Here is a 25,247-nt window from a genome sequence, read left to right on the forward strand (position 1 = left end):
GATGGCTTGAAGTCGACATTTCCGAAAAATTGAAGTGCTTCAGGAGCAAGATCAAGGTGCGTTTGGCCCGGCCGAGTCGGCTGAGGGCCAAACACAAAGGGTCATCGTCAGGTCATCATCAGCGCGACATAGACGCTGTAAACCGCCAAAAGACCAAAGCCCGCTATACGGGGAATGCCTTTCAAGATGATGGCGGTCAAGGTCAGGCCAATGGCCGTAGCGGCCACCCAGATCATGTCGAGGCTGGCAAAGCGCGGATCCACCGGGATCGGTGTAATCAGGGCCGTCACACCAAGGATCGAAAAGATGTTGAAGATGTTGGACCCGACCACATTGCCTACGGCGATCTCGGTCTGTTTCCGGAAAGCTGCAATAACACTGGTCGCCAGTTCGGGAAGGGAAGTGCCAACCGCAACGATGGTCAGGCCGATGACAGCCTCGGAAATGCCAAAGGCACGCGCCAATTCTGTTGAACTGTCGACCAACAATCTTGCACCAACAACCAAGGCGACCAACCCGCCCACGGTTTCAACCAGCGCCATAGGCATGGAAACAGGATGCGGATCGTTTTCTGGGGCGTCGACTTGGCCACCTAAGAATGCGGTTACAAGAAAAGCAATCAGACCCCCGACCAAGATCGCACCTTCCAGACGCGTCACTGTCCCGTCAAGCAGCATCCACCAGATCATTGCCGTCGCTGCTAGCATGAAGCCTAGGTCGCGCCAGATTTTGCTCAGCGGGATCATCAGCGCGGCAATCGCCGCCGATGTTCCCAAGATGAGAAGGATATTCGCGATGTTTGACCCCAGAACATTTCCGATCGCTATGGCCGGCTGGCCTTCAAGGGCGGCCTGAACCGAAACCAAAAGTTCAGGCGCAGAGGTTCCAAAGCCAACGATCGTCAGTCCGATCACCATGGGAGACAGATTGAACTTCCGCGCGATGCTTGAGGCCCCGCGGACCAAATACTCACCTCCCAGAAACAAAGCGACAAGACCGATTACAAAAAGTAGATACGTCAAGATTTTCTCCCGTTCACGCTTATCGTTCACTTTGGCTCTTGCCCGCATTTTGCAAGGGTGCACCCTGCAATAAAGTTCTGGTGTGACGCCGGCCTCCCCTCCGATGCGGTGTCACCAAGGTTTCATACGGCTGTCGAAAGACCGTTACGCGCGGTGCCTATCGGTCGCTCACGGCCAATGGGGCCAGCACAACGCCAGCTTGGGGAATTGCCATGCAGCAACTTGATATCCGCCACATGTCCTTTGACGAATTTGACGAGAAGCGCGACCCGCGTCCCGAAGAACAGGAATTCGACCGGGTGGTTGAACGCGCCTTGTCGCGCCGAGGCTTCTTGCGCGGCGTCCTTGCCTTTGGATCGGCTGCAACGGCCCTTGGCTTGTCCCCGCTGTTGAATTCTGGCTCTGCACAGGCCCAGACGGCGGCAATGACACGATTTGCCTTCAAGCCTATTCCTACGGCCACAGACTTTGATGTCCATGTGCCGGAAGGTTATTCGTGGAAACCGGTCGCCAAATGGGGCCAGCCCTTGTTCTCTGGCATCGCCGACTTGGACCCGGTCAACGGAACGACCGCTGAAGCGCAGGAAAAAGCCTTTGGTGAGAACACAGATGGGATGGAACTGTTCAACATCGGCGGCCGTCAGGTGATTTGCGTCAACCACGAATACGCCAATCTCGACACAAACTTGCCGGGGCGTCCCGATGGAAAGCCGCAATCAGCCGAGGACGTGGTGCTGCTGCAAAACGCTCAAGGGGTGGCCGTTTTCGAAATCGCCGAGAGCGCCGAGGGCTGGAACGTGGTCTTGGATAGCCCGATGAACCGGCGCATCACGCATCGTACAGCAATGGAACTGACTGGCCCAGCGGTTGGCCATGACCTGCTGAAGACCCCGGCTGATCCTGATGGCAAGCTGGTTCTGGGTACGCTGAACAATTGCGGCGCGGGCCGCACGCCATGGGGCACCTATCTGACCTGCGAAGAAAATTTCAACGGATACTTTGGCCACTCCGGCGCATTGCCTGCAGAAGGCGAGACAGAAGAACAAGTGAAGGCCAAGGCCGAGGCCACGGCGGCCACGTTACCCAAAGAGTTCAAGCGTTACGGTATTGGCGTCGACAGCGTCTACATGTACCACGCCTTTGATCCGCGCTTTGATCTTTCGCAGAACGCCAATGAGCCCAATCGCTTTGGCTATATCGTCGAGATTGATCCATCCAATCCAACAGCGGCCCCGAAAAAGCACACTGCCCTTGGCCGCTTCAAACATGAAAACGCAGCCTCTGTCGTGGCTCGTGATGGTCGCGTTGTCGTTTATATGGGCGACGATGAACGTGGCGAGTTTCTTTACAAATGGGTCAGCCGGGATGCCTACGTTCCGGGAGGCGATACTTCGACTTTGCTTGTCAACGGCACGCTCTTCGTCGCCAAATTCTCGGACGATCTGAACGGCGAGTGGTTGGCCCTGACACCGGAATCCACCGGTATGACCAAAGCTGAGATTGCAATTCACACCCGAATGGCAGCATCGAAACTCGGCGCGACCACCATGGATCGCCCGGAATGGGTGGCAGTAAACCCTGTCGCAATCGAGGCTTATTGCGCCCTCACGAACAATAGCCGTCGTGGTGTAAAACCGAATGCGGGTGGTGACGAGACCCCAGTTGGAGGGCCGAACCCTCGTGCAGAAAACAACTATGGTCAGATTGTGCGGTGGTACCCAGCCGAAGACGACCATGCGGCCGCGACATTTACCTGGGATCTGTTCGTCATGGCAGGAAACCCTACCGTACACAAAGATGCCTATGCCGGGTCGGCAAACATCAACGAGGGCAATATGTTCAACTCGCCCGATGGGATGATGTTTGACCGGAATGGCCTGCTGTGGATCCAGACCGATGGGGATGACAGCAATGAAGGTGATTTCGCAGGGCAGGGGAACAACCAGATGCTGGTCGGCGACCCTGTGACAGGCCGGATTGAACGCTTCCTCACAGGTCCGAAAGACAGCGAAATCACGGGCTTTACCGTCTCGTCCGATCGACGCACGATTTTTGTCGGCATCCAACACCCCGGTGGAAGCTGGCCCGAGACTTCGGGTCTGCCTCGATCGGCGGTTATTGCGATCCGCCGCGATGACGGTGCCATTATCGCCTGATCCGGATCACACAGTTAGATGGACCCGCAAGCAGTGCGGGTCCTTCGCGTTTGAACAGTTGCGCCCACGACCTTGTGCAGCCATCCTGCGCCGAAATCAAAAGGGGATGACGAATGACGGGCGAGGCATTGCGATACGGTGCGATCATGTTGGCGGCAGGCGTCGGAATTCCGATACTCGCCGCACTGAATGCCCGCTTGGGCGTGCTGATCTCTGCGCCGGCCGCTGCCGCTGTTGTCCTTTTCGCAGTTGCTTTTCTGGGCGCCGTAGCCGTGATGTTTGCGACATCTGGCCCAGAGCCTCTGACGCTTATCCCTGATCAGCCAAAGCATTTGCTTCTGGCCGGTTTTCTTGTCTGTTTTTATGTGTTGTCGATCACTTGGGTTGCGCCGCGTTTTGGTCTTGGCAACGCGATCATGTGCGTGCTTTTGGGGCAGCTTCTCTCGGCGGCGATCATTGATCAGTTTGGCCTGATGGGGGCGATGGTCCGGCAGGTCACGCCGATGCGGATGGCGGGGTTGGGTCTGATGGCCCTTGGGGTGATCCTTACGCAGAAAGGATAAAGTTGTCCCAGAGGGCGCGGGCATGGACTGGCTCAAGAATCCAGCCACTGGCAATCTCCAGCGCCTGATGCGCTCGGGTTTGCTGCGTGGTCCATCGGACGAAGTTGATTTGATCCAGAAAAAGGCAATCGACCCGCGCCTCATCCCAGTCCATAAGGGCAGGGCCGTCGGGTGTTGCGATCAGGTTTGACGGTGTCAGGTCGCCATGAATGGCTTGCACAGGCTGCCCTGACATCGCAGCCCACGCTGTCCTAAGTTGCTGCACAACCGGCTTCGGTAGGGCGGACAAGTCAATGTCTCCGCCACGGTCTTCGGAGCAAAATTCGTGCATGCTGGAAAAACCGGGCCTTTGTCCAATGCCCCGCAAGGTGGCGTGAAATGCGTCAATGCGCGGGCGCAACGTCTTCATTTGTGAAAGAGAGTAGTTGCTACCCTGAACGAAGGGCTCAAGGGTCCAGCCATTCGAAACCCGCGCGCCATCTGCCGCGTGGAGGAGTTCAGGAACGATGAAACCTGAAATGCGCGCTTTGGCCTGTATCGGTTCCAACCAAGCCAACTGATCTTCTGTCCGCCGGGAGGACTTGGCGACATGCTGTTTGCCCGAAAGTTCAACTAGCCAAACGCTGTTGCGATGGCCACCCGCCAAGGGACGTATCGGTTTGATCTGGCCAAATCCGGAAAGGTCGTTCGCAGTAGGGGTCATTCCGTGACGCGACCTGTCCCCTGTAAAACGCCATGTTCAATCGCGTATCTCGTCAAGCCGGCGGTCGAGGATATGCCAAGCTTGCGTTTGATGTTTTTACGATGGGTTTCAACAGTGCGGACCGAGATATCCAGCACAAGCGCAACTTCCTTGTTCGACTTCCCCTGCGCAAGTTCCAGAAGAATGGTCTGTTCCCGGCTGGTCAGCGGCTCGCGGCTGTCACCAGTGACCGGACGCAGACTTTGGGTTGCTCCGGTACAAAGATACCGGCTACCCGCCATAACCGTATCGATTGCCTTCTTGACCTCTTCGGTTGGCACATCTTTCAGAACATAGCCCATCGCGCCGTGACTAAGTGCCGTAGAAATGTATTCCGGGCTGTCATGCATCGAAAGAATAAGAATGCGCGTGTCTGGCCGTTGCTCCAAAATGATTTCGGTTGCGGCCAAGCCATTGACCTGCGGCATGTTCAGATCCAGCAGCATCACATCCGGGTCCAACTCGGCCACACGATCAATCGCTTCGCGCCCGTTCGTCAGGGTGCCAACGACATCAATGTCGTCATAGGTCTCCAATACGGCCCTGATGCCTTCGGCCACCATGGGATGATCGTCAACGATCAGAACACGGGTCTTGTCAGCCATCACTTCCCCCAAAGCGGTCGTCAGTTCATTGCCTTGGCAGTGCCAGTCGGCGGCAACATATGTGAAAGCGGAACATGCGCTTCGATCAAAGTGCCGTCTTTTGTGGACAGGATGCGAAGCTTGCCGTCAAGACGTTCCATGCGTTCGGCCATGTTTCGCAGGCCAAGGCCGTCGCGCCGCGTGGCGGGCATGCCGTGACCGTTGTCCTCGATACGAACCACGGCACCTTCCTTGGTGCCGCGCACCAGAAGTTTGACCTTTGTTGCCCCAGAATGACGTTCCACATTCGTCAGCGCCTCTTGGGCAATCCGGTAAAGAGCGATTTTGGCTTCTTGGTCCAGACGGTTTCGGAAAGGGTTGGTTGCAAATTCCACCTCAATCCCAGTTCGCTTGCCAAATTCCTCCGCCAAGGACTGTAGGGCTGGTCCGAGGCCCAGATCGTCCAGAACGCCGGGTCGCAGATCACGGCTGATCCGTCGAACCTCTTGGATGGCATGGTTCAATGTGTCGATCCCCTGACCAAGGCTTTCTCCGGCCCTGTTGTCCCCGGAGGTCAGGCGGCGGCGGGCCAGTTCTAGCGTATATCTTACCCCGACCAAAATCTGGCTGATGGAGTCGTGCAATTCCCGTGCAACGCGACCACGTTCCTCTTCCTGTGTCTCGAATATGCGCTGTGTCAATGCCTTCAGCTTGGTGTCGGCAAGACGGCGTTCGCGCAGGTTCAGCACAAGTCCCGACATGAAGACCAAAAGGACCATCGATGTAGTGATAGCCCCGATATACATAAAAGTGCGACGCACACGGGCTTCGGTCTCGGCGCGCGCTGCTGCAACCGAGGCCAAAACGTCGTCAATGAAAACGCCTGTTCCCACGGACCATCGCCAATCTTGCAACCCGATCACATGAGTAATCATCCGGCCATCGCGACCAGAGGAGGGCTTTGGCCAGACATAAGTGTGAAACCCCGAACCCTGGCGCGCCATCTCGATCAACTTGTCAACAACGGGGGTTCCTTCTGCATCGAGCAAGCCAGCCCAATTCTTCTCAATCAGCCAGGTTTGCCGGGGGCTGACGATGTTCTTTCCGTCATAGTCATAGACGAAGAAGAAGCCGTCCGTTCCATAGGTCATCGCTGCCAAAATTTGCGCGACTCGCGTCTTGGCTACTTCGTCGTCTGGAAGCGCATTTCCGTAAATCGGCGAGAATGCCGTTCTGGCGATGGAGATGTAGTTCTTCAGTTCCTCGCGCTTTGTCGCGATCAGCTTGGCCTCAAGTTCGGCGATTTCGCGCTCTGACATCTCGCTGGCTTCGCGTGTGACAAGAAACGACATCAATGCCATAGCGAGCAATAACGGAACCACGGCCAGAAGAGTGACCTTCTGACCGTAGCTTAAGTTGATACGTCGTTTGCGTTGCTGTTCCATGTTCGAATCATAGATTGATCTGGCGGGGCGGGGGCGTCAACTGTGAGCGCTCACAGAAGACAGGTGTGCTTTTGCCCCGGCACGAAGTCGCAATTTCTGGACAATTTTTTTGACCAGAAACTTCTAAACTGCGTAGTAGTCGGTATTCCACCGTCATCTATTGGTCGCTAGGGTTTGCGCTGCCGGGCACGAGGAGTGCTCGGTCTATAAATAATTTCGGGAGGATCTACTCTATGGACCGTCGCTCATTTTTGACGAAAGCCGCGCTTGGTGGTGCAACGGCCGCTGCCGCCAGCACGCTGGCCGCGCCAATCTACGCGCAAGGCAAGCGGACGCTGACCCTTGTCACCACCTGGGGACGCGGCCTTGCCGGTGTACATGACGCTGCACAGCGTTGCGCCGACACCATCACTGCGATGACCGATGGCCAACTGACGATCGACCTCAAGGCCGCTGGCGAACTCGTCGGCGCGTTCGAATGCTTTGACGCCGTGGCCGCTGGCCAGGCCGACATGTATCATGGCGCTGACTACTACTGGGTTGGTCAGCACCCAGCCTATGCCTTCTTTACTTCGGTTCCGATGGGCATGACCGCTCAGGAACTGGCAAACTGGTACTATCATGGCGGCGGCATGGAGCTGCATGACGAGCTGGGCCAGATCTTCGGTATGAAAGGCTTTCTCGGCGGCAACACCGGCGCTCAGGCTGGCGGCTGGTTCCGCAAAGAGATTGCCGGTCCGGAAGATTTCAACGGTCTGAAGTTCCGTATGCCGGGTCTGGGCGGCAAGGCCCTTGGCAAGCTTGGTGCTTCGGTTCAGAACCTGCCGGGTTCGGAAGTGTACCAAGCCCTTGCTTCGGGCGCCATCGACGGCACCGAGTGGATCGGACCTTGGGCTGACGAAAAGGCCGGTTTCCAGGAAATCACCAAGTTCTACTACACCGCTGGCTTCCACGAGCCGGGTGCGGGTCTGACCCTCGGCATGAACCGTGGCGTTTATGATAGCCTGACTCCGTCGCAGCAGAAGATCTACGAAATCGCTGCCGGCGAAGCCCACCAGCACAACCTTGCTCAGTTCCTGTCGAACAACTCGGCGGCTCTGGGTCGTTTGCAGGCTGCTGGCGTCAAGACGCTGAAATTCCCGGAATCGGTTTGGGATGCCTTCGCCAAGGCCGCTCAGGAAACACATGACGAAAACCTCGGCGATGAGCTCTACAAGAAGGTCTATGACAGCTACATGGCTTCGATGAAGTCGTCGGCTGCTTGGATCAAGCTCTCGGATGGCGACTACACCGCTGAGCGTACCCGTACTCAGGGCTAACCTGTAAGGCGACTGGTCTAAAACTCCCCGGCCCGCAAAGGGCCGGGGTCTTTGGCGGCTAAAGGCTTCAATAGCGCTCGCCGCATCAAACCTTATGGCAAGGGGGACGTGGAAATGCTGGAAGGCATTTCGTGGGTTGTGTCGAATATCGGCATGGCCTTCGTCAATTTTTTCACCGCGATTGCCAATCCGGGCCTCTGGCTCGATTGGTCGAACAAAGAAGCCATTGCCCGTTTCATCTATTACGGTGGTTCGGTTGAGTTCTTCTTCGTTGCTTTCACGTTCTTCCTGATCCTGACGATCATCGGCATGTTCCGGCAATCCTTTATGTGGGCTTTGGTCCGCGTGACCGAAACCTTTGCCAATGCTATCGGGCGGTTCTTTGCTTGGTTCGGTCTTTTGATGGTGCTGCAGCAGATCGTCATCATCTTCCTGCAGCGGATTTTCCGCGTTGCGACCATCGAAATCGGTCCCCTCGCGCCCTTCGGCTATCCGATCCTTCCCGGACCGTCTTTTGTGAAAGACCTGTCTTGGTGGTCAGAGGAACTGAAGCTGTACAACGCCATCATCGTCTGTCTCTGCATCACTTACACCTTCGTTCAAGGCGGGCATGTTCGTGTTGACCTGCTTTACTCGAATGTGAAGTTCCGCACGAAGAAAGTCATCGACATGCTGGGTGCTGTCCTGTTCATGATGGCCTCCGCCGTGCTGACATGGCTTTATGCTTGGTATTTCATGTGGCGCTCTTTGGTGACGCCGAAGGTGTCGGCCACTGACAAGCTTGACCAACTCTTGATGAAATCGAAGATCATCAAGTGGAACGTCGAGACCATTGCCTTCTCGCCCAACGGCTTTGATGCCTACTTCCTGTTCAAGCTGCTGATGGTCGCCTTCTGCGGTCTTGTGTTCATTCATGCCTGGTCATTCCTGTGGCGGTCTTGGGCCGAGTTTCGTGAGGGACCAAGCGCCGAGGGCAAATACCTTGACCGTGACGCACCGGGTGACAGCACCCACGAACTGCAAACGCATTAAGGGACGGACGTCATCATGCTTTTCGGACTAGACGGCGTTGAAGTCGGCCTTGTAATCGTCTTCCTAAGCTTGCTTGGTGCCATCATCTCGGGCTTCCCTGTGGCTTTCGCCCTTGGCGGTGCCGGCATCATCAGCTTTGGCATCATCGCCGCGCTCGATAGCGCGGGGATCCTTGTTCACTACGTGATCGACACCTCGTCGGCAGAATATCAGGCGCTGATCGCGCAGGGTGTTCCGACCATCGAGATCACCCATTTCCGATATCCTGACCTGCCAATGGACCCGTCCACCCTATTCCCGGGCGGTTGGGAAGTGGCGATGGACCGTAATCTGTCTTTCATCGTAAACCGGATGAATGACCGTGTCATCGCAGGCGCAAGCATCGAAACGCTGCTGGCGGTGCTGATGTTCGTGATGATGGGCATCGTGCTTGAGCGGTCGAAAATCGCAAACGATCTGTTGACCACGATGGCCCGCGTTTTCGGGCCCTTGCCGGGCGGTCTGGCCGTTTCGGTCGTGGTTGTGGGAGCTTTCCTTGCGGCCTCGACCGGTATCGTTGGCGCAACCGTTGTGACAATGGGCCTGCTCTCGCTGCCGACCATGCTTCGGGCCGGTTACAGCCCGCAACTGGCCACCGGTGTCATCGCCGCTTCGGGAACGTTGGGCCAGATCATCCCGCCGTCAATCGTCATCGTGCTTCTGGGCACTATGGCGGGCGATCTCTACGCGGCAGGTCAGGAAATCCGCGCCCAAGCCGCGGGCTGCTCGGACGCACTGACCTATCTGGGCAAGGCTGCCGTTGTTTCCGTCGGCACGCTTTTCCAAGCTGCCATCCTGCCGGGCTTGTTGCTTGCCTTCCTCTATGGCGCTTACGCCTTTGGCTATGCGATGTTGAACCCGTCGCGTGCGCCTGCGGTCGTGTCGGGCCAAAGCACCGGTCAAATCATCACGCGTAGCGAAGCAACCACTTGGTTCCTGATCGTGCCGGTGGCCATCATCGCAGGCATGATGCTTTTGGCGCAGGTCAATGTCATCGGCTCACAAGATTACACCGTTGACAGCTATTCCGATGCCGGTCAGGCCGCCAGTCTGCGCACCAATGTGTCGGAACAGTGCAAAGCCAGCATGATTGGCTTGCATGGCCAAGAGGCATGGGATCAGGCCATTGCCGAACAAGAAGCCATCACCGCAGCAGGCGGCGTCGCAACCTCCAAGGCCTTGACGCCCGAAGAGATCGAGACCGCGCGCGCTGAAAAGATCGCAAATCGTGCCCCTATCGGAACTGGTGTCGCCATCCTCTTCATGATGCTGGCTCTGGTCCTGACAACGGCGCGTGGCATTGCTCCGATGTCGGATCACCGTCCGATCTGGATCGGTCTGGGCGGTGTTGTTCTTGGTCTTGTCGCCGATGCTCTCTTTGTGGCTCCGACGACAACGCCGGGTGTTACGGTACTGTTCATCGCGATCCCCTTGCTGATTGCGCTGTATGGCTGCTGGAAAGCTGTCCCGATGCTGGCCCAGAATGACCTGCTCCGGGTTGTCTTCCCGCCGTTGGTTCTGGTCGTCGCCGTTCTGGGGTCGATCCTTGGCGGGATCACCAACCCCACTCCGGCCGCTGCGCTTGGAGCGGGTGGGGCAATCCTTCTGGCTGCTTACCGCAAGCTGCAAGATCAGCATAAATCGGGCCGGATCATCCTGATCACTTCGTTCGCGATTGTGGTGATGCTGCTGGTCGGCACCAACTTTGATCTTCGGATAGGGGTTGGCGTGACGACGACAGAACAGGTGGTGGCCTTCTACGTCACTATGGCCGCTTACAGCATGACGATCTTCGGCATTCTCTATGCTTGCTGGGTATTGTGGCGGACCGCGGTTCTGACCTCGGTCGTGCGGGAAACGGCAAAGATCACTTCGATGGTCTTTGGCATCCTGATCGGCTCGCAGATCCTGAACCTTGTTCTGATCAGCTTCGGTGGTGAACACTATATCCAAAGCTTCCTGCGCAGCTTCGACAATGAACTGACAGCCTTCCTGATCGTGATGCTGGTGCTGTTCATTCTTGGCTTCGTTCTGGACTTCCTCGAGATCATCTACATCGTGGTCCCGATTGTTGGCCCCGTCATTTATGGCGGAACCTTCGATCCAAGCTGGGTGACGATCATGATCACGGTGAACCTCCAGACGTCGTTCCTGACGCCACCCTTCGGTTTTGCGCTCTTCTACCTGCGTGGTGTGGCGCCGCCAGAGGTAACGACGCGGCACATATACACCGGAATCATCCCCTTCGTGTTAATCCAGGTCGGAACCCTGCTGCTCCTATACTTCGCCCCTTGGATCGTGACGATCGTTCCGTCGATACTGGGCTAAACGGTAGGCATAGGATCAAGGCGCGCGAGGAGAAATCTTCGCGCGCTTTTTCCTTACTCCTCTCCCAAAGCGCTTTGGACAATGATAGGTGTCACCGATAGCGGTAACGGATGGGGGATTCGCTCATGGCAATCCGGGTGACAGTTTGGGGCGAGAACGTCCACGAACAGAAGAACAAGGTTGTGGCCGGCATCTACCCTAAGGGTATGCATCAGGCGATTGCTGATGGATTGAACGAAGATGCGGGCATCACGGCAGAGGCGGTGACGTTGCACGATCCCGAGCATGGTTTGACAGCTGAAAGGCTGGCACGGACCGATGTGCTTTTGTGGTGGGGACATGCAGCGCATGGTGATGTCTCCGACCATGTCGTTGATCGGGTCTGCGATGCGGTCTGGTCCGGTATGGGCGCCATTTTCTTGCATTCCGCACATTTTTCAAAACCCTTCAAACGCTTGATGGGAAGCCCCTGCAACCTCACTTGGCGCGAAGCGGGCGAGCGGGAACGTCTTTGGCTGACGAGCCGCAACCACCCCATCGCCGCGGGCTTGCCGGATCATTTCGAGTTGGAAAATGAGGAAATGTACGGTGAACCCTTTGGCGTGCCAGACCCAATGGAAACCGTCTTTGTTTCATGGTTCCAAGGCGGAGAGGTGTTTCGGTCCGGCCTGACCTATAAGCGCGGGGCGGGGTCGATCTTTTACTTCCGTCCGGGCCACGAAACCTATCCGACCTATTACGATGCCAATGTGCGACGTGTTTTGAAGAACGGTGTGAAGTGGGCCTTTAATCCTGCTGCCCGTTTGGCAGACCCGCATGATGCGCCGAATGTGCCTGTCGACTCTGCCTTGGAACCCATTGTCGAACGTGGACCGCGTCTGCATCACGATGGCGAAGAGGGGTTCCGCTGATGGTTCGGCTTTTGATTGTCGGCACCGGCGGCATGGCGTCGAACCATGCCGAGAACTTTGCAGCCATTCCCGGTGTCGAATTGGTGGCGGGTGTCGATACGCGACCGGCGCAGTTGCAAGGCTTTTGTGAGAAACACAGGATTGCAAAGGGCTTTGCCTTAGTCGACGAAGCACTAGCCTGGGGAGAGTTTGATGCGGTCACGAATGTGACGCCTGACCCCGCCCATTTCCCGACCACCATGCCGCTGCTTGCGGCGGGAAAACATGTGCTGTGCGAAAAGCCCCTGGCCACCTCTGCGGCCGATGCCGAGGCGATGGCCAATGCCGCCGCAAAGGCGGGTGTGGTCAATATGGTCAACCTGACCTACCGCAACGGGGCCGCGCTGCAAAAGGCGGCCGAGATGGTGGCGGCGGGGGCGATTGGAAAGGTGCGTCATTTCGAGGCGAGCTACCTGCAAAGCTGGCTGACGCAACCGGCTTGGGGTGACTGGCAGACCGAGCCGCAATGGCTGTGGCGGCTGTCTACGAAGCATGGGTCAAAAGGGGTGCTGGGGGATGTGGGCATTCATATCCTTGACTTCGCGACCTTCATCGCGGGCGATGCGGCGGCGGAAGTTTCGGCGCGGCTGGCCACTTTTGATAAGGCCGAGGGTGGGCAGATCGGGGAGTATCCTCTGGACGCCAACGACAGCGCCACGATGCAGCTGCGGTTGAACGGCGGGGCGATCGGGGTGGTGCATGCGACCCGCTTTGCGACCGGGCATCTGAACGACCTGCGGCTGCGAATCTATGGAACCTTGGGCGGGTTGGAGGTTGGGTTTGAAAACCAGATCAGCCGCCTGCGGGCCTGTGTGGGTGAGGATCGTCTGACCGCCTCATGGCGCGAGGTCGACTGTCCGGCGGTGCCGACGGTGTATCAGCGGTTCATCGCGGCGATCCGCGGCGAGGGTGTGGCGATCCCCGATTTTGCCCGGGGGGCCGCGCTGCAACGGTTGTTGGATCGGGCCGAGGAGAGTGCTGCCCAAGGTGGGGTGTCCTTGGCGGTCTGAGCAAGCGTCCCCGTCGGGGACGCTTTTTTACCCATTCGATATCAATGGGTTACAGATTCATTTTCACGGATTTTTAATCTTTGGCCGGGATAATGCTTGCTTCGGCCTCCATCGCCACAGGGCCGCCTTGAGTTGCGGCCCAGAGCCGGAAGCCAGTTTCCGTGGCGTCGGCATGCAGCAGGAACGGTTGGTCATCAAAGAGCGGTGTAAGGCCGCGAAAACGGAATGTGGCAGGGCGTTGGCCGGCCAGATCGGCGGCGAATTGGCAAAGCAGCGTGGCAATCAGCGGGCCATGCACCACAAGGCCGCCATAGCCTTCGACCTGACGCGCATAGGGCGCGTCGTAATGGATGCGGTGGCCATTGAAGGTCAGCGCGGAATAGCGAAAGAGCAGGGTCGGCGTGGGCGTGACCGACCGTTGATGCTGGCCCGTGGCGGCTGGCGGTGGCGGAGTCTTTGCCGCGACCTCGGAGGCTTCGCCGCGGAAGACGAGGTCTTGGGTTTCGGTGATCAGCACCCCGCGCGGCGAGGTGATCTGATGTTCGACCGTGACAAAACAGAGGGGGCCGGTGCGGCCCTGTTTTTCGGTGATGCTGCGGATCGTGGACCGGCGGGTGAGGGTTTCGCCAATGTGCAGATCATCGTGGAATGCAAAGCTGCCCCCGGCCCACATCCGGCGCGGCAGGGCGACAGGGGGCAGGAAGCCGCCCTTGGCCGGGTGACCATCGCGCCCTAGGCCCAACATCGGGGCCACAGGGGGCGCTAGGCAAAGATGGATGAGCAAGGGCGCGGTCTGGCCGGGCGAGGTGGGGCCGGCGCGGTCCATCGTGGCGAGAAAGCGTTCCACGAGGGATGGGGACAGGGTTTCGGTGGCGTGGTCGCTGCGACCGATCCAGTCTGCCAATTGTAGTGCCTGCATGGGCTTTTCCTGATTTCGGCCGGGCAAGGGGGCGCCGCCCCCTTTCGCGTTTTGGCAAGGGCCAAAACGCTGACCCCCGGGATATTTGGGCCAAGATAAAGGCAAGCGAAGGGGCGGGGGAAGGGAAATGAAAACGGCCAGCCGATGAGGGCTGGCCGTTCATTTACGTTTTGAAGCGCCGATTACGAGGCTGCGAGGTTGCGCAGAACGTAATGCAGCACGCCGCCGTTTTCGACGTATTCGATTTCAATTGCCGTATCGATGCGGCACTTGATCTGGATCGTCTTGGTGGTGCCGTCAGCATAGGTGATGTGGCACGGCACGTTCGAGAGCGGCTTCAGATCGCCTTCCAGACCTTCGATGGACACCACTTCGTCACCTTTCAGGCCAAGCGATTTGCGGGTGTCGCCGTTGGTAAACTCGAAGGGGATAACGCCCATACCAACGAGGTTCGAACGGTGAATACGTTCGAAGGATTCGGCGATGACCGCCTTGACGCCCAGAAGCGCGGTGCCCTTGGCGGCCCAGTCACGCGAGGAGCCTGCGCCGTATTCGATGCCGCCGAAGATCACCAGAGGGGTGCCCTGTTCCTGATAGGCCATCGACGCGTCGAAGATCGAGGTTTGCTGGCCATCTGGTCCCTTGGTGTAGCCACCTTCGACTCCGTCCAGCATCTCGTTCTTGATGCGAATATTGGCGAAGGTGCCGCGCATCATGACTTCGTGGTTGCCGCGGCGTGCGCCGTAGGAGTTGAATTCGGCCACCGGCACCTGACGCTCGGTAAGGTATTTGCCGGCCGGGGTGGTGGCTTTGAACGAGCCTGCGGGCGAGATGTGGTCGGTGGTGATCATATCGCCAAGCAGAGCCAGAACGCGGGCGCCTTCGATGTTCTTGATGGCACCTTTCGAGGCCCCCATGCCGCGGAAGTAGGGCGGGTTCTGGATGTAGGTCGACGTCGACGGCCAGTCATAGGTTTCCGAGTCGGTGACCTTGACGCCCTGCCATTTCGCATCGCCCTTAAAGACGTCGGCATATTTCTTCAGGAATGCCTCGCGGGTGACGACTTCGTGCACCAGATCGGCGATTTCCTTGTTGGTCGGCCAGATGTCTTTCAGGAAGACTGGCTTGCCGTCTTTCGAGGTGCCGAGTGGCTCAGATGTCAGGTCGATGTTCATGTCGCCTGCCAGCGCATAGGCCACGACCAGCGGAGGGCTGGCGAGGTAGTTGGCGCGGACGTCGGGCGAAATGCGGCCTTCGAAGTTGCGGTTGCCCGAAAGAACGGCGGTGGCGACGAGGTCACCTTCGTTGATGGCTTTCGAGATTTCCGGTTGCAGCGGGCCGGAGTTGCCGATGCAGGTGGTGCAGCCGTAACCGACGAGGTTGAAGCCGACGGCATCAAGGTCTTCCTGCAGGCCAGCGGCATTGAGATATTCGCTGACGACCTGCGATCCCGGTGCGAGCGAGGTCTTGACCCAAGGCTTGCGGGTCAGGCCAAGGGCGCGGGCCTTGCGGGCGACGAGGCCGGCGCCGATGAGAACATAGGGGTTCGAGGTGTTGGTGCAGGAGGTGATCGAGGCGATCACGACCTTGCCCGAGGACATCGTGTAGTCCTGGCCATCGACGGCGACTTCCTTGCCCAGAGGGCGCTTGAAGGAAGCGTCCATTTCCTTGGCGAAAGAGGCCTTGGCGTCGGTCAGCGGCAGGTAATCCTGCGGGCGCTTTGGACCCGAGATGGCCGGAACGATGGTCGACATGTCGAGGTGCAGGGTGGAGGTGTAGACCGGGCTGTAATCGGCGTCGCGCCACATGCCGTTGGCCTTGGCATAGGCCTCGACCAGCGCGATGCGCGATTCTTCGCGGCCGGTTTGGCGCAGGTAGCGCAGGGTTTCGTTGTCGATCGGGAAGAAGCCACAGGTGGCGCCGTATTCGGGGGCCATGTTCGCGATTGTGGCGCGATCTGCGAGCGGCAGGCGGTCAAGGCCTTCGCCGTAGAATTCGACGAACTTGTTGACCACGCCATGCTTGCGCAGCATCTGCACGACTTTCAGAACGAGGTCGGTGGCGGTGGTGCCTTCCATCATCTCGCCGGTCAGCTTGAAGCCGACGACTTCGGGGATCAGCATGGAAACCGGCTGGCCCAGCATCGCGGCCTCGGCCTCGATGCCGCCGACGCCCCAACCAAGGACGGCAAGGCCGTTGACCATGGTGGTGTGGCTGTCGGTGCCGACGAGGGTGTCAGGATAGGCCACGACATTGCCGTCTTGGTCCTTGTCGGTCCAGACGGTCTGGGCAAGGTATTCCAGGTTCACCTGGTGGCAAATGCCGGTGCCCGGGGGCACGACGCGGAAGTTGTTGAACGCGTTCTGGCCCCATTTCAGGAAGACATAACGCTCCATGTTCCGCTCATATTCGCGGTCCACGTTGGCTTGGAAGGCGCGGGGAGTGCCGAATTCGTCGATCATGACCGAGTGGTCAATGACAAGGTCAACCGGGCTGAGCGGGTTGATCTTTTGGGCGTCGCCGCCAAGGCCCTTGATGCCGTCGCGCATGGCGGCAAGGTCAACCACGGCCGGAACGCCGGTGAAGTCCTGCATCAGAACGCGGGCAGGGCGGTAGGCGATTTCGCGGGGGTTCTTGCCGCCCAGCTTTGCCCATTCGGCAAAAGCCTTGATGTCTTCGACCGAGACGGTCTTGCCGTCTTCGAAGCGCAGCATGTTTTCCAGAACCACTTTCAAAGCGGCTGGCAACTTCGAGAAGTCGCCCAGACCGGCTTCTTGCGCGGCGGGGATCGAATAATAGCTGACGGTCTGACCCCCGGCGGTCAGGGACTTGCGGGTTTTCTGGCTGTCATGTCCGACGGTGACGGTCATCTGCGCCTCCTGAGTTTGGCTAACTGGCGTGGCTTTTATATCGGGAATAGGAGCCCGAGTAGAAGAGTCGTTGGCTTTGTATGCAATTGTATGCCAAAAATCCAGCCCCCGTTTCGGTCAAAAACGTCGCGGCCCCTCATGAATTTTGGGATGGCCGGGCAATTTGACCCAAAAGGTGACAAGACACTCGCAAAACCTTGATTGGCAGTACGTGCGTCGCTTTTGTAGAACCAATGCAAGACGAAGGGGAACAAGAACATCATGATGCGACATTTGGTCAGCGCCGCATGCGGTTTGGTTTTCTGCATGGCAGGAATGACTCAGGCCCAGACCAACCCGGTGGTGGTTGAGCTTTATACCTCGCAAGGATGTTCATCTTGCCCCCCGGCAGATGAGTTCATGGCGCAATTGGTGAATGACCCGAACCTGATCGCCTTGTCGCTGCATGTCGATTACTGGGATTACATTGGCTGGAAAGACACTTTCGGCAATCCGCAATTCACCAAGCGCCAGAAGTCCTATGCCCGGGCCATTGGCAGCCGGACGATCTATACCCCGCAGATGATTGTGGGCGGTGTGGACCGTGTCGAAGGCAATGATCCGATGAAGGTTCTGGACAGCATTCGCAAGCATTTGATGGCTGGTTCGCCCGTGAGCTTGTCGGTCCGGCGGGAAGGCGACAAGGTTGCTATCCGCATCGAGGCCAACCCGCCATTGCAGCGCGGAACACGGGTGCAGGTGGTGCGTTATCTGCCGAAAGCATCGGTCGAGATCGAGCGGGGCGAGAATGCTGGTCAGACGGTCGACTACCACAATGTCGTGACAAGCTGGCAGGCCGTGGCCGATTGGTCGGGGCAAGAGGCTTTTGAAATGATGGCTGATGCACCCGGCACAGAACCGGTTGTGGTCATCGTACAAAGCGAAGGTCCAGCCGAGATTTTGGCAGCAGCCCGCGCGGACTGATCCGGCTTAGCGCCAGCGGCGATGCACCCAGAGCCACTGTTCGGGGTGCTTGCGGATCAAGGCCTCAAGCGAATCGTTCAGCGCCTGAGACATTTCTTCGGGCGTGCCGGGCGGAATGGGCGCATCGACGACGATCTGAAACGAGAGACCGTCTTCTTGGCGGATGGCATAGGTCGGGATCAGCACGGCGTTGTATTTCAGGGCCATATCGGCGGTCGACAGGGCGGTTTTCGCCTCGACCCCAAAGAAATGCAGCGGGACGCCCGTGTTCATGCGTTGATCGGGAAGGATGCCCAACATGCCGCCCGACTTCAGATGTTTCAGCATTTCAGCCATGCCACGGCGCCCCTGTTCGAAAAGGGGGCGGCCAATGGTGCCAATGGCACCAACATAGTGGCTGTTGAACCAAGGGTTCGACATTGGCCGGTAGAGCGCGCCCAATGGGTAGCCGCGCTGGATCAGGGCGGCGCGGACGGCGTCGTAATTGCCGAAGTGGCCGGTGGCCAGAATGGCGGGGCGTTTTGCGGCAAGTGCCTCTTCCAGCGCGGCGACGCCGGGGCCGGTCAGGGGCAGGCGGTTGGCGCGGTCGATGAATTCTTGGCCGGAATAGATCTCGATCACCGTGCGCCCGATATTGTCGGGCACATTGCGGATCATGCGCTTGATTTCAGCGTCGGGCAGATCCGGCTGGGTCAGCTGAAGATTGGCGCGGATGCGCTGTGGCCAACGGGCGATCGGCGAAACGATGCGCGAAATGACCCAGCCACACAGAGGAACGCGCCAGTGATAGGGAAGGGCCAAAAGAAAAGCCAACAGGCCACGAATGGCCAGATTGGTCAGCCATTGGCTGAACGTACCGTTTGTCTTTTTGGCTTTCTTCATGCTGGCGGGGATGGCGTTCTGTTGGCCCTTGTTTCGCGGTGCCAGACATAGACACCCGCAGCCACGATCACAAGCGCCCCGATGATTGTCGGCAGATCGGGCCATTCGTCATAAAGGACAATTCCCCAACCGGTGGCAAAGAGGATGCCGAGATAGGCAAAGGGCGCGACGGCCCCGGCCTCGGCCATGGAAAAGGCGCGGATCAGGAAAAGTTGCGCGCCGGTGCCGAGGCAGCCGATGAGGAGGAAAAGCGGCAGATCCGACAGCGGAACGGGCTGCCAGACAAAGGGTTGCAGCGGCGCGGTGGCCAAGGCGCCGAACAGGGCCGCCAGCAGCATCGGGGTCCAATGGCTTTCACGGGGGCCAAGGTGGCGGGTGTAAAGCGCATTGGCGGTGTAGAACAGCGCGGCGCAAAGCGGCAGGAAGGCGGCCGGGGTAAAGACCGCGGCCCCCGGGCGGATCACGATCATGGCGCCGATCATGGCGACGACGACGCCGGCAAGGCGGCGTGGGCCAAGGCTTTCACCAAGAAAGAGGGCGGCGCCTACGGTGATGAAAACGGGGTTGAGGTCGGTCAGGGCCGTCGCTTCGGCAAGGCCGATATGGGGGAGGGCGGCGAAGAAGCAGCCAGTCGCGCCCAATTGGCAAGCCGAGCGAATGAGATGTTGGATTGGATATCGGGTGCGCAGCGTGACTAGGATGGCGTGGCGCAGGATCAGCATGACGATCACGGCCTGGCCGACAAAGCGGGCAAAGACGATTTGCGGCACAGGAAAGCGCTGGATCAGCCCCTTGGCGGCCGCATCCATTGCGGTGAACAGTAAAATCGCAAGGATCATCAAGAGGATGCCGCGCGCAGTGTCATTGCGCGGGGCGCTGGAAATGGAATTTGGCATGAAAGGCTCCTGTCCGGGGGACGCTAGAGGCGGGTCATGCCAGAGGCAAGAGCGGTTTCAGTCCTCGGTGCTTTGCAGGGCGATTTCGCCCGCGCCTTCCAGTTGTCGGATCATCAGGATGATCTGGGTCATCGCCTCATCCCCGTCCTTTTCCTTGACCGGGCCGCGCGCCTCCATCTCTTCGCGCAAGGATTGGGCAAGGCGTTGCGAGATGTTGGCCAGAAGGAATTCCACACTGGGGGCAAGGCGTTCGTCGTTTTGGGCGGCGGCGAAGGCGGTGACGATCTGGTCTTGCGGGACCATGCGCAGGATCTTGGGCGCGTCGCGGGGGGCGATCCGGGCGGGGATATGCTCAAAGGTAAAGATGGCGCGGCGGACAAGTTCGGCAAAGGCCGCGTCCTCAGCCTCTAGCCCGGCAAGCACGTCTTCGCGTGTGGCGGTGCTGGAGACGTTCAGAATGGCACCGACGCGTTCCACAGGCCCTGCCTCAAACGCGCGGGGGGGCTGGGCGTCCAGTTGGCTGGCAAGGGACTGTCCGATGCGGCGGACGGTTTCGGGATCGACATTCGCCGTCATCGACATGGCATAGGCCACGCGACGGGCGCGGTCGCCGGGCAATTTTCCCAATGCCTCGGCCGAGCGGGCGACGGGCATCCGCGAAAGCATGACGGCGACCACCTCGGTGCTTTCGCTTTCCATCATGGGCAGAAGGCGTTCGGCAGGCAATTTGGTGATGCGGTCCCAAGGGTCGGCCTTGGCCGAGGCACCAGCAAGGCGGCGCAGGCGGCTGGCGGCATTGGCGCTGATATGGCCATCCATCATAGAAAGCGCGCCATCAATGCCGCCGGGGAAGGACAGGCCGACCTCCTCAAGCTCGGTCAGGAATTCCTCAACCACAGAGGACAAAGTGGCCCGGTCGACCAGCCGCATTTGCCCCATCTGTTCGGTCAGCGCGGCCTGCATATGTTCCGGTAAACCGGATAAAGGAACCTGCGCACCTTCGGCCAAAAGCAGGCGGACGATGATTGCTGCCTTTTCACGGGGAGAGGGTTCGGGTCGCGCAATGGCCCGACCGGGCGCGACGGAAACGGCCCGCTGGACCGGATTGATACGGGCGAGCGGCTGTGATGACATATCCTGCGGCATTCGAATCCCCATTCTGGCTGTCGTCGAATGGGGGCAGCTTGCCGCGCGGCGGGTTAAGGACGGGTTAGTGCCAGATCAGGTCGTGGGTTTCGCCACGCATTCAGACTTGGCCCCGTCCCAGACGTAACCGTCTTTGCAGGAGGCTGCGTGTTCCTCGGCAGAGCACATTGCCCAGATCGCCGTTGGGGCCAGCATCAGGGCAATGACGGCGGCAGTGACTTTGGTCTTCATGGGGCGTCCTTTCCTGTTGAGCTTGTCTTTCTGTCAGTAGCTGAGCGTCTGCCCGGTGCCGACGGCTTGGGCCAGACTTGCCTCGGCCCAAGTGCCGGCGCCGCCACGGGCGCGGATTTCGTCAAGCTGGGTGCGGGCCATCGCGATTTCGCCCATCTGAACAAGAAGTTGCCCCAGATAGCTGCGGGCAAGGATATTGTTCGGATTGACCTCGAGCGCATGGGCGTAAAGGTCCAGCCCCTGTTCCAGACGACCTGCCTTGCGATGCGCAAAGGCCTTGTAGGTCAGGACACGGTCCGTGTCGCCTTCGGTCATTGCCGAAAGGACAATCAAAGCCTCTTCGGGGCGGTCGGCATAGGCCAGTTCCCGAACGGCGCGGAAGCGCGTTTCATCATCCAGAGCGCCGGATTGAGCATCGACGCAGGCTTGCGTCTTTTCATCCCAAACTTGGGCATTTTCGCATTTGATGGTGGTTTCAGTGGGTTCCGGTGGGGCGGTGTCATCGCTGCCGACGGCAAAGGCCGTCGCGGGTAGGCACAGGCAAAGACCTAGGACGAAAAACCGCATGAAAAAACCTCACTCCCGGATGCAGGAATGAGGCTAGCACGAATTCCGTGGTTTCAAGCGGCGATTTGCGGGCCGCAGGGCCCGCAACTGATCACGCTTTCGTCAAGCGCCAAAGACGCGCGCAAAGATCGTGTCGACATGCTTGGTGTGATAGCCAAGGTCGAACTTCTCTTCGATTTCTTCAGCGCTGAGAGCCTTGCGGACCTCTTCATCGGCCAAAAGCTCGGTCTTGAAGTCGGCGCCCTTTTCCCAAACTTTCATGGCGTTGCGCTGGACCAGCTTGTAGCTGTCTTCGCGCGAAACGCCGGCCTGTGTCAGGGCCAGCAGCACCCGCTGCGACATCACCAAGCCGCGGAATTTGTTCATGTTCTTCAGCATGTTTTCCGGGTAGACCACCAGCTTTTCGATGACACCTGCGAGGCGATGCAGGGCAAAGTCGAGCGTGATGGTCGCGTCAGGCCCAATGGCGCGTTCGACCGAGGAATGGCTGATGTCGCGTTCATGCCAAAGGGCCACGTTTTCCATGGCTGGAACAACGGCCATGCGCACCAGACGGGCAAGGCCGGTCAGGTTTTCGGTCAGAACCGGGTTGCGCTTGTGCGGCATAGCGCTGGAGCCTTTTTGGCCGGGCGAGAAATATTCCTCGGCTTCCAGCACTTCGGTGCGCTGCATGTGGCGAATCTCGATGGCGATGTTTTCCATGCTGGAGGCGATGACGCCCAGTGTGGCAAAGAACATGGCGTGACGGTCGCGCGGGATGACTTGGGTCGAGATCGGCTCGGGGATCAGGCCCAGCTTTTCGCAGACATATTCTTCGACGCGCGGGTCGATATTGGCGAAAGTGCCGACGGCGCCCGAAATGGCCCCGGTGCGGATTTCTTCGCGGGCGGCTTCAAGCCGGGCTTTGCCGCGGGCCATTTCGGCATAGAAGCGGGCGAAAGTCAGGCCCATCGTGGTAGGTTCGGCGTGGATGCCGTGGCTGCGACCGATGCGAACCGTATCCTTGTGTTCAAAGGCGCGGGTCTTCAGCGCGGTCAGAACGCGGTCCATCCCGGCCAAAAGCAGATCAGCGGCACGCACGAGCTGAATGTTCAGCGTGGTGTCCAGCACGTCAGACGAGGTCATGCCCTGATGGACGAAACGGGCGTCTTCAGAGCCGATATGTTCGGCCAGATGGGTCAGGAAGGCGATGACGTCATGCTTGGTCACGGCCTCGATCTCATCAATCCGGGCGACATCGAATTCGACATCCTTGGCGCGCCAGACGGCCTCGGCGTTGGCCTTGGGGATCACGCCCAGATTGGCTTGCGCGTCGCAGGCATGGGCCTCGATCTCGTACCAGATGCGGAACTTCGTCTCGGGCGACCAGATGGCAACCATGTCGGGGCGGGAATAGCGCGGGATCATGTCGGACCTTTGGTTGATATGCGGGGTTGGCGCCCCCTTAGACCGGAGGGGCGCTTTTCGCAAGGTCAGGGCATGAGGGGAAATGCCGCAATTTGGGCGGGAGGTATGGAAATGGGGGTGACTTTGCCGGAAAGAAGCAGAGGAAGGGCGATGGACAGGGCAAACCCTGCGCCAAGCAGAAGGCGGGCGCCTGTCGGATGCTTTGCCGCGATTGCGGCGGCAAGGTGGGTGGCAAGGGCTAGCACGGCCAGCCCGTAATAGGCGGTAAAAAGCAACGGCCAGAGACCACCGGCCTGAAAGGCTGTCGCGGCAAAGGCCAGATCGGTTTCTGCGCCTTGGAACCGTGCAGCCATGACAGCGCCGATATGGATGGCCAGAAAGAGTGCGAGATATAGGCCCGCAGCGATCTGGGCTCTTTGCCAATTGGGCCGTTTGATCAGGTGGCGCAAGCGGGGCAGGGCCATGCGAAGACCGGTTGCCATCTGAACTGTGATGAGTGCCAGAAGGAAGGGTTCAATGACGGGGTGACGGTAAAGGCTGCCAAGGACCTGCTGGATCGTCCGGTGGCTTTCCTGCCCCCAGAACCCCGCCACATGGTTTGCCAGATGCATGGCGATGAAGGCGGCCAAGAGCAGGGCGGACAGCCGATGAAGGCGACGAAGGGTCATGTGGCCAGTCCCGCAAGGGCAAGGGCCGAGATAGTGCTGAAGGCGATCCATTGTGGCAGGATGCGAACAGAGCCAAGCCGCGTGGTGCCGTAGTATAGGAACAATCCCGCCGTCGCGAGAAAGAGCGCAACCGGCAGCGCGCTGAGCGCGAGGGCGTGTGACGGCAGGAAGGCTGCGACGATGAGGCTGGTCCCGCACAGGGCCATGAACGCAGTCGCCGCATGCCAAAGCACGGAATAAAGCGCCTTTGCCGGGGCAGGCCAAGAGGAGGCGAGGGCCGGCCGATGCGCCATTCTTTCCCCGTAAATCACATGCACGACGTCCAGTGCCAAAGCGCCCAGTCCGGCCGCGAGAAGTAATCCGTTCATCCTGTGCCTCCCTGATTCCATACGGTAGCGTATGGTTTGCAGAAAGGATTGCGCCTGTCCATACGGCTGCGTATGGTTTTGGAATGGAGATGGAAAAGCCCGCAAAGATGAGACTGGCCCCTCAGGATTGGATCCTCGCCGGGTTTCGAGCATTGGTCAGCGGCGGTCATGCCGCGATCCGGGCCGAGGCATTGGCTCGGGATCTTGGTGCGACAAAGGGGAGTTTCTATTGGCATTTCAAAGATCTGCGGGATTTTCACGAGAAAATGCTTGAGGCCTGGCGGGGGCTGGCAACAACCCAGATTACCCGCACGGTCCTAGAGGCAGATCTGGCCCCGTTTGACCGCGTAATGCTGCTGATGGACATGGTTTCCATCGTCCCCGATCCGCGCTTTGGCGGCCCCGCGATAGAACCTGCCATCCGGGCTTGGGCGCTTGCGGAACCTTGGGTGCATCAGGTCGTGGCCGAGGTCGACCGCCAGCGGCTGTCCGATACGGTTGGTCTTTTGCAGGGGGCAGGCCTTTGCGCGACTGCGGCCCGTCACGGGGCAGAGACGCTCTATGCCATGGTGATAGGCTATGAAAACCTGCGCCTGACCCAAAGGGTCGACATGCGCGAGGCGCTGCATGCGCAGGTCAGGGTGCTGTTCTCGGCGTCCTAGCGCAGGGGCATCCGATAGCGCACATGGCCGTCATCGCTGCAAAAACTGTCATAAAGTTTTCTGGCCGCGGCGTTGTCGTGATTGGTGTTCCAGTAAAGCCGATGCCAGCCCTTTTCGCGGCCAAGGCTGATCAGGTCTTCGATCAATGCCCGGCCTGCGCCTTGCCCGCGGGCCGAGGGGGCGACGAACAGGTCTTCCAGGTAGACATCATCGCCCGGCACCCAGGACGAGCAATGGTGGTGATGGATCGCAAAACCGATGGCCTTGCCATCCAGATAGGCCAGACGGCAGGACATGCGATGCTCTGGGTCAAGGATGCGGGCCCAGGTATGGGCCGTCGTCGTCTCAGGCAGATCGACGTCGTAATAGGCCAGAAACCCCTGCCAAAGCGCGCGAAAGGCGGCCTCATCCTCGGGCTTTGCCCAGTCAATCGTCAGCGCCATGTGGCCTCCGGTCCTGCTTTTTCGGGGTTCTTGCA

Annotated in this window: 24 protein-coding genes; 9 read left to right on the top strand and 15 right to left on the bottom strand. The window is 59.2% G+C overall.

Going from position 1 to position 25,247, the window contains the following annotated elements:
- Positions 1–107: 107 nt before the first annotated feature.
- The gene (locus ACSBLW_RS02355; RefSeq protein ID WP_435258636.1) at positions 108–1,022 is read right to left on the bottom strand and encodes a calcium/sodium antiporter; all 915 of its coding nucleotides are present in this window, start codon (positions 1,020–1,022) and stop codon (positions 108–110) included.
- A gap of 212 nt (positions 1,023–1,234) precedes the next feature.
- Here ACSBLW_RS02355 and ACSBLW_RS02360 point away from each other — a divergent pair, with 212 nt between their 5' ends.
- On the top strand, positions 1,235–3,178 hold the full coding sequence (locus ACSBLW_RS02360) for a PhoX family protein (protein WP_435258637.1): 1,944 nt from the start codon (positions 1,235–1,237) through the stop codon (positions 3,176–3,178).
- A gap of 113 nt (positions 3,179–3,291) precedes the next feature.
- Positions 3,292–3,741, top strand: coding sequence for a DMT family transporter (locus ACSBLW_RS02365; protein ID WP_435258638.1), 450 nt, complete (start codon positions 3,292–3,294; stop codon positions 3,739–3,741).
- Here the strand turns inward: ACSBLW_RS02365 and ACSBLW_RS02370 are convergent.
- From ACSBLW_RS02370 to ACSBLW_RS02380, 3 genes are read right to left on the bottom strand one after another with little or no spacing between them, the layout of a single operon-like run.
- Positions 3,725–4,444 carry a phosphotransferase gene (locus tag ACSBLW_RS02370; RefSeq protein WP_435258639.1) on the bottom strand — a complete coding sequence of 240 codons (720 nt, stop codon included), beginning with the start codon at positions 4,442–4,444 and terminating at the stop codon, positions 3,725–3,727. The genes ACSBLW_RS02365 and ACSBLW_RS02370 overlap by 17 nt on opposite strands.
- On the bottom strand, positions 4,441–5,088 hold the full coding sequence (locus tag ACSBLW_RS02375) for a response regulator transcription factor (RefSeq protein ID WP_435258640.1): 648 nt from the start codon (positions 5,086–5,088) through the stop codon (positions 4,441–4,443). The genes ACSBLW_RS02370 and ACSBLW_RS02375 overlap by 4 nt, the downstream gene beginning before the upstream one ends.
- A 20-nt stretch (positions 5,089–5,108) precedes the next feature.
- Positions 5,109–6,512: a cache domain-containing protein gene (locus ACSBLW_RS02380; RefSeq protein ID WP_435258641.1), complete on the bottom strand. Its 1,404-nt coding sequence runs from the start codon at positions 6,510–6,512 to the stop codon at positions 5,109–5,111.
- Positions 6,513–6,745: 233 nt separating this feature from the next.
- Here ACSBLW_RS02380 and ACSBLW_RS02385 point away from each other — a divergent pair, with 233 nt between their 5' ends.
- The 5 genes from ACSBLW_RS02385 (at position 6,746) to ACSBLW_RS02405 (ending at position 13,190) form a co-directional block, all read left to right on the top strand.
- Positions 6,746–7,831 (top strand): TRAP transporter substrate-binding protein, encoded by a 1,086-nt coding sequence (locus tag ACSBLW_RS02385; RefSeq protein ID WP_435258642.1) that lies wholly within the window; start codon positions 6,746–6,748, stop codon positions 7,829–7,831.
- A 114-nt stretch (positions 7,832–7,945) separates the two neighbouring features.
- Entirely contained in the window at positions 7,946–8,863 is a 918-nt protein-coding gene (locus ACSBLW_RS02390) for a TRAP transporter small permease subunit (RefSeq protein ID WP_435258643.1), read from the top strand.
- Positions 8,864–8,878: 15 nt separating this feature from the next.
- The gene (locus tag ACSBLW_RS02395; RefSeq protein WP_435258644.1) at positions 8,879–11,230 is read left to right on the top strand and encodes a TRAP transporter large permease; all 2,352 of its coding nucleotides are present in this window, start codon (positions 8,879–8,881) and stop codon (positions 11,228–11,230) included.
- Positions 11,231–11,340: 110 nt separating this feature from the next.
- On the top strand, positions 11,341–12,141 hold the full coding sequence (locus ACSBLW_RS02400; RefSeq protein ID WP_435258645.1) for a ThuA domain-containing protein: 801 nt from the start codon (positions 11,341–11,343) through the stop codon (positions 12,139–12,141).
- A complete protein-coding gene (locus tag ACSBLW_RS02405; protein WP_435258646.1) occupies positions 12,141–13,190 on the top strand; it encodes a Gfo/Idh/MocA family protein in 1,050 nt (349 codons plus the stop codon). Before ACSBLW_RS02400 ends, ACSBLW_RS02405 begins: the two co-directional genes overlap by 1 nt.
- A gap of 73 nt (positions 13,191–13,263) precedes the next feature.
- Here the strand turns inward: ACSBLW_RS02405 and ACSBLW_RS02410 are convergent, their stop codons facing one another.
- A complete protein-coding gene (locus tag ACSBLW_RS02410; RefSeq protein WP_435258647.1) occupies positions 13,264–14,109 on the bottom strand; it encodes an FAS1-like dehydratase domain-containing protein in 846 nt (281 codons plus the stop codon).
- A 182-nt stretch (positions 14,110–14,291) separates the two neighbouring features.
- Entirely contained in the window at positions 14,292–16,979 is a 2,688-nt protein-coding gene (gene acnA / locus ACSBLW_RS02415) for an aconitate hydratase AcnA (protein ID WP_435258648.1), read from the bottom strand.
- A gap of 315 nt (positions 16,980–17,294) precedes the next feature.
- On the opposite strand from acnA, the gene ACSBLW_RS02420 reads away from it, so the two are divergent.
- Positions 17,295–17,942 (top strand): DUF1223 domain-containing protein, encoded by a 648-nt coding sequence (locus tag ACSBLW_RS02420; protein ID WP_435258649.1) that lies wholly within the window; start codon positions 17,295–17,297, stop codon positions 17,940–17,942.
- A 6-nt stretch (positions 17,943–17,948) separates the two neighbouring features.
- Here ACSBLW_RS02420 and ACSBLW_RS02425 read toward each other — a convergent pair whose 3' ends face one another.
- The 8 genes from ACSBLW_RS02425 to ACSBLW_RS02460 form a co-directional block, all read right to left on the bottom strand.
- Positions 17,949–18,824 (bottom strand): lysophospholipid acyltransferase family protein, encoded by an 876-nt coding sequence (locus ACSBLW_RS02425; RefSeq protein WP_435258650.1) that lies wholly within the window; start codon positions 18,822–18,824, stop codon positions 17,949–17,951.
- Complete coding sequence (locus ACSBLW_RS02430; RefSeq protein ID WP_435258651.1) at positions 18,821–19,720, bottom strand: DMT family transporter; 900 nt, start codon at positions 19,718–19,720, stop codon at positions 18,821–18,823. Before ACSBLW_RS02430 ends, ACSBLW_RS02425 begins: the two co-directional genes overlap by 4 nt.
- A 57-nt stretch (positions 19,721–19,777) precedes the next feature.
- On the bottom strand, positions 19,778–20,866 hold the full coding sequence (locus tag ACSBLW_RS02435) for a flagellar motor switch protein FliG (protein WP_435258652.1): 1,089 nt from the start codon (positions 20,864–20,866) through the stop codon (positions 19,778–19,780).
- Between the two features lie 75 nt (positions 20,867–20,941).
- Entirely contained in the window at positions 20,942–21,097 is a 156-nt protein-coding gene (locus ACSBLW_RS02440; protein ID WP_435258653.1) for a hypothetical protein, read from the bottom strand.
- Between the two features lie 33 nt (positions 21,098–21,130).
- Complete coding sequence (locus tag ACSBLW_RS02445; protein WP_435258654.1) at positions 21,131–21,664, bottom strand: tetratricopeptide repeat protein; 534 nt, start codon at positions 21,662–21,664, stop codon at positions 21,131–21,133.
- Between the two features lie 102 nt (positions 21,665–21,766).
- Positions 21,767–23,071, bottom strand: coding sequence for an adenylosuccinate lyase (gene purB / locus ACSBLW_RS02450; protein ID WP_435258655.1), 1,305 nt, complete (start codon positions 23,069–23,071; stop codon positions 21,767–21,769).
- Positions 23,072–23,136: 65 nt separating this feature from the next.
- Complete coding sequence (locus tag ACSBLW_RS02455) at positions 23,137–23,739, bottom strand: hypothetical protein (RefSeq protein ID WP_435258656.1); 603 nt, start codon at positions 23,737–23,739, stop codon at positions 23,137–23,139.
- Positions 23,736–24,107, bottom strand: a complete 372-nt coding sequence (locus ACSBLW_RS02460) for a hypothetical protein (RefSeq protein ID WP_435258657.1) — start codon at positions 24,105–24,107, stop codon at positions 23,736–23,738. Before ACSBLW_RS02460 ends, ACSBLW_RS02455 begins: the two co-directional genes overlap by 4 nt.
- 89 nt (positions 24,108–24,196) lie before the next feature.
- On the opposite strand from ACSBLW_RS02460, the gene ACSBLW_RS02465 reads away from it, so the two are divergent.
- Positions 24,197–24,769, top strand: coding sequence for a TetR/AcrR family transcriptional regulator (locus ACSBLW_RS02465; protein WP_435258658.1), 573 nt, complete (start codon positions 24,197–24,199; stop codon positions 24,767–24,769).
- Here ACSBLW_RS02465 and ACSBLW_RS02470 read toward each other — a convergent pair.
- Positions 24,766–25,212 carry a GNAT family N-acetyltransferase gene (locus ACSBLW_RS02470; RefSeq protein ID WP_435258659.1) on the bottom strand — a complete coding sequence of 149 codons (447 nt, stop codon included), beginning with the start codon at positions 25,210–25,212 and terminating at the stop codon, positions 24,766–24,768. The genes ACSBLW_RS02465 and ACSBLW_RS02470 overlap by 4 nt on opposite strands.
- Positions 25,213–25,247 lie beyond the last annotated feature (35 nt).

This window comes from Thioclava sp. FR2 (assembly GCF_051200875.1).
Lineage (GTDB): Bacteria > Pseudomonadota > Alphaproteobacteria > Rhodobacterales > Rhodobacteraceae > Pseudotabrizicola.

What these genes read in the sequence shown, in the direction of transcription:
- ACSBLW_RS02360 (WP_435258637.1), top strand. Translation starts at nt 1,235, where the DNA reads ATGCAGCAACTTGATATCCGCCACATGTCCTTTGACGAATTTGACGAG.
- ACSBLW_RS02365 (WP_435258638.1), top strand. Translation starts at nt 3,292, where the DNA reads ATGACGGGCGAGGCATTGCGATACGGTGCGATCATGTTGGCGGCAGGC.
- ACSBLW_RS02370 (WP_435258639.1), bottom strand. Translation starts at nt 4,444, where the DNA reads ATGACCCCTACTGCGAACGACCTTTCCGGATTTGGCCAGATCAAACCG.
- ACSBLW_RS02375 (WP_435258640.1), bottom strand. Translation starts at nt 5,088, where the DNA reads ATGGCTGACAAGACCCGTGTTCTGATCGTTGACGATCATCCCATGGTG.
- ACSBLW_RS02380 (WP_435258641.1), bottom strand. Translation starts at nt 6,512, where the DNA reads ATGGAACAGCAACGCAAACGACGTATCAACTTAAGCTACGGTCAGAAG.
- ACSBLW_RS02385 (WP_435258642.1), top strand. Translation starts at nt 6,746, where the DNA reads ATGGACCGTCGCTCATTTTTGACGAAAGCCGCGCTTGGTGGTGCAACG.
- ACSBLW_RS02390 (WP_435258643.1), top strand. Translation starts at nt 7,946, where the DNA reads ATGCTGGAAGGCATTTCGTGGGTTGTGTCGAATATCGGCATGGCCTTC.
- ACSBLW_RS02395 (WP_435258644.1), top strand. Translation starts at nt 8,879, where the DNA reads ATGCTTTTCGGACTAGACGGCGTTGAAGTCGGCCTTGTAATCGTCTTC.
- ACSBLW_RS02400 (WP_435258645.1), top strand. Translation starts at nt 11,341, where the DNA reads ATGGGGGATTCGCTCATGGCAATCCGGGTGACAGTTTGGGGCGAGAAC.
- ACSBLW_RS02405 (WP_435258646.1), top strand. Translation starts at nt 12,141, where the DNA reads ATGGTTCGGCTTTTGATTGTCGGCACCGGCGGCATGGCGTCGAACCAT.
- ACSBLW_RS02410 (WP_435258647.1), bottom strand. Translation starts at nt 14,109, where the DNA reads ATGCAGGCACTACAATTGGCAGACTGGATCGGTCGCAGCGACCACGCC.
- acnA (WP_435258648.1), bottom strand. Translation starts at nt 16,979, where the DNA reads ATGACCGTCACCGTCGGACATGACAGCCAGAAAACCCGCAAGTCCCTG.
- ACSBLW_RS02420 (WP_435258649.1), top strand. Translation starts at nt 17,295, where the DNA reads ATGACTCAGGCCCAGACCAACCCGGTGGTGGTTGAGCTTTATACCTCG.
- ACSBLW_RS02425 (WP_435258650.1), bottom strand. Translation starts at nt 18,824, where the DNA reads ATGAAGAAAGCCAAAAAGACAAACGGTACGTTCAGCCAATGGCTGACC.
- ACSBLW_RS02430 (WP_435258651.1), bottom strand. Translation starts at nt 19,720, where the DNA reads ATGCCAAATTCCATTTCCAGCGCCCCGCGCAATGACACTGCGCGCGGC.
- ACSBLW_RS02435 (WP_435258652.1), bottom strand. Translation starts at nt 20,866, where the DNA reads ATGCCGCAGGATATGTCATCACAGCCGCTCGCCCGTATCAATCCGGTC.
- ACSBLW_RS02440 (WP_435258653.1), bottom strand. Translation starts at nt 21,097, where the DNA reads ATGAAGACCAAAGTCACTGCCGCCGTCATTGCCCTGATGCTGGCCCCA.
- ACSBLW_RS02445 (WP_435258654.1), bottom strand. Translation starts at nt 21,664, where the DNA reads ATGCGGTTTTTCGTCCTAGGTCTTTGCCTGTGCCTACCCGCGACGGCC.
- purB (WP_435258655.1), bottom strand. Translation starts at nt 23,071, where the DNA reads ATGATCCCGCGCTATTCCCGCCCCGACATGGTTGCCATCTGGTCGCCC.
- ACSBLW_RS02455 (WP_435258656.1), bottom strand. Translation starts at nt 23,739, where the DNA reads ATGACCCTTCGTCGCCTTCATCGGCTGTCCGCCCTGCTCTTGGCCGCC.
- ACSBLW_RS02460 (WP_435258657.1), bottom strand. Translation starts at nt 24,107, where the DNA reads ATGAACGGATTACTTCTCGCGGCCGGACTGGGCGCTTTGGCACTGGAC.
- ACSBLW_RS02465 (WP_435258658.1), top strand. Translation starts at nt 24,197, where the DNA reads ATGGAAAAGCCCGCAAAGATGAGACTGGCCCCTCAGGATTGGATCCTC.
- ACSBLW_RS02470 (WP_435258659.1), bottom strand. Translation starts at nt 25,212, where the DNA reads ATGGCGCTGACGATTGACTGGGCAAAGCCCGAGGATGAGGCCGCCTTT.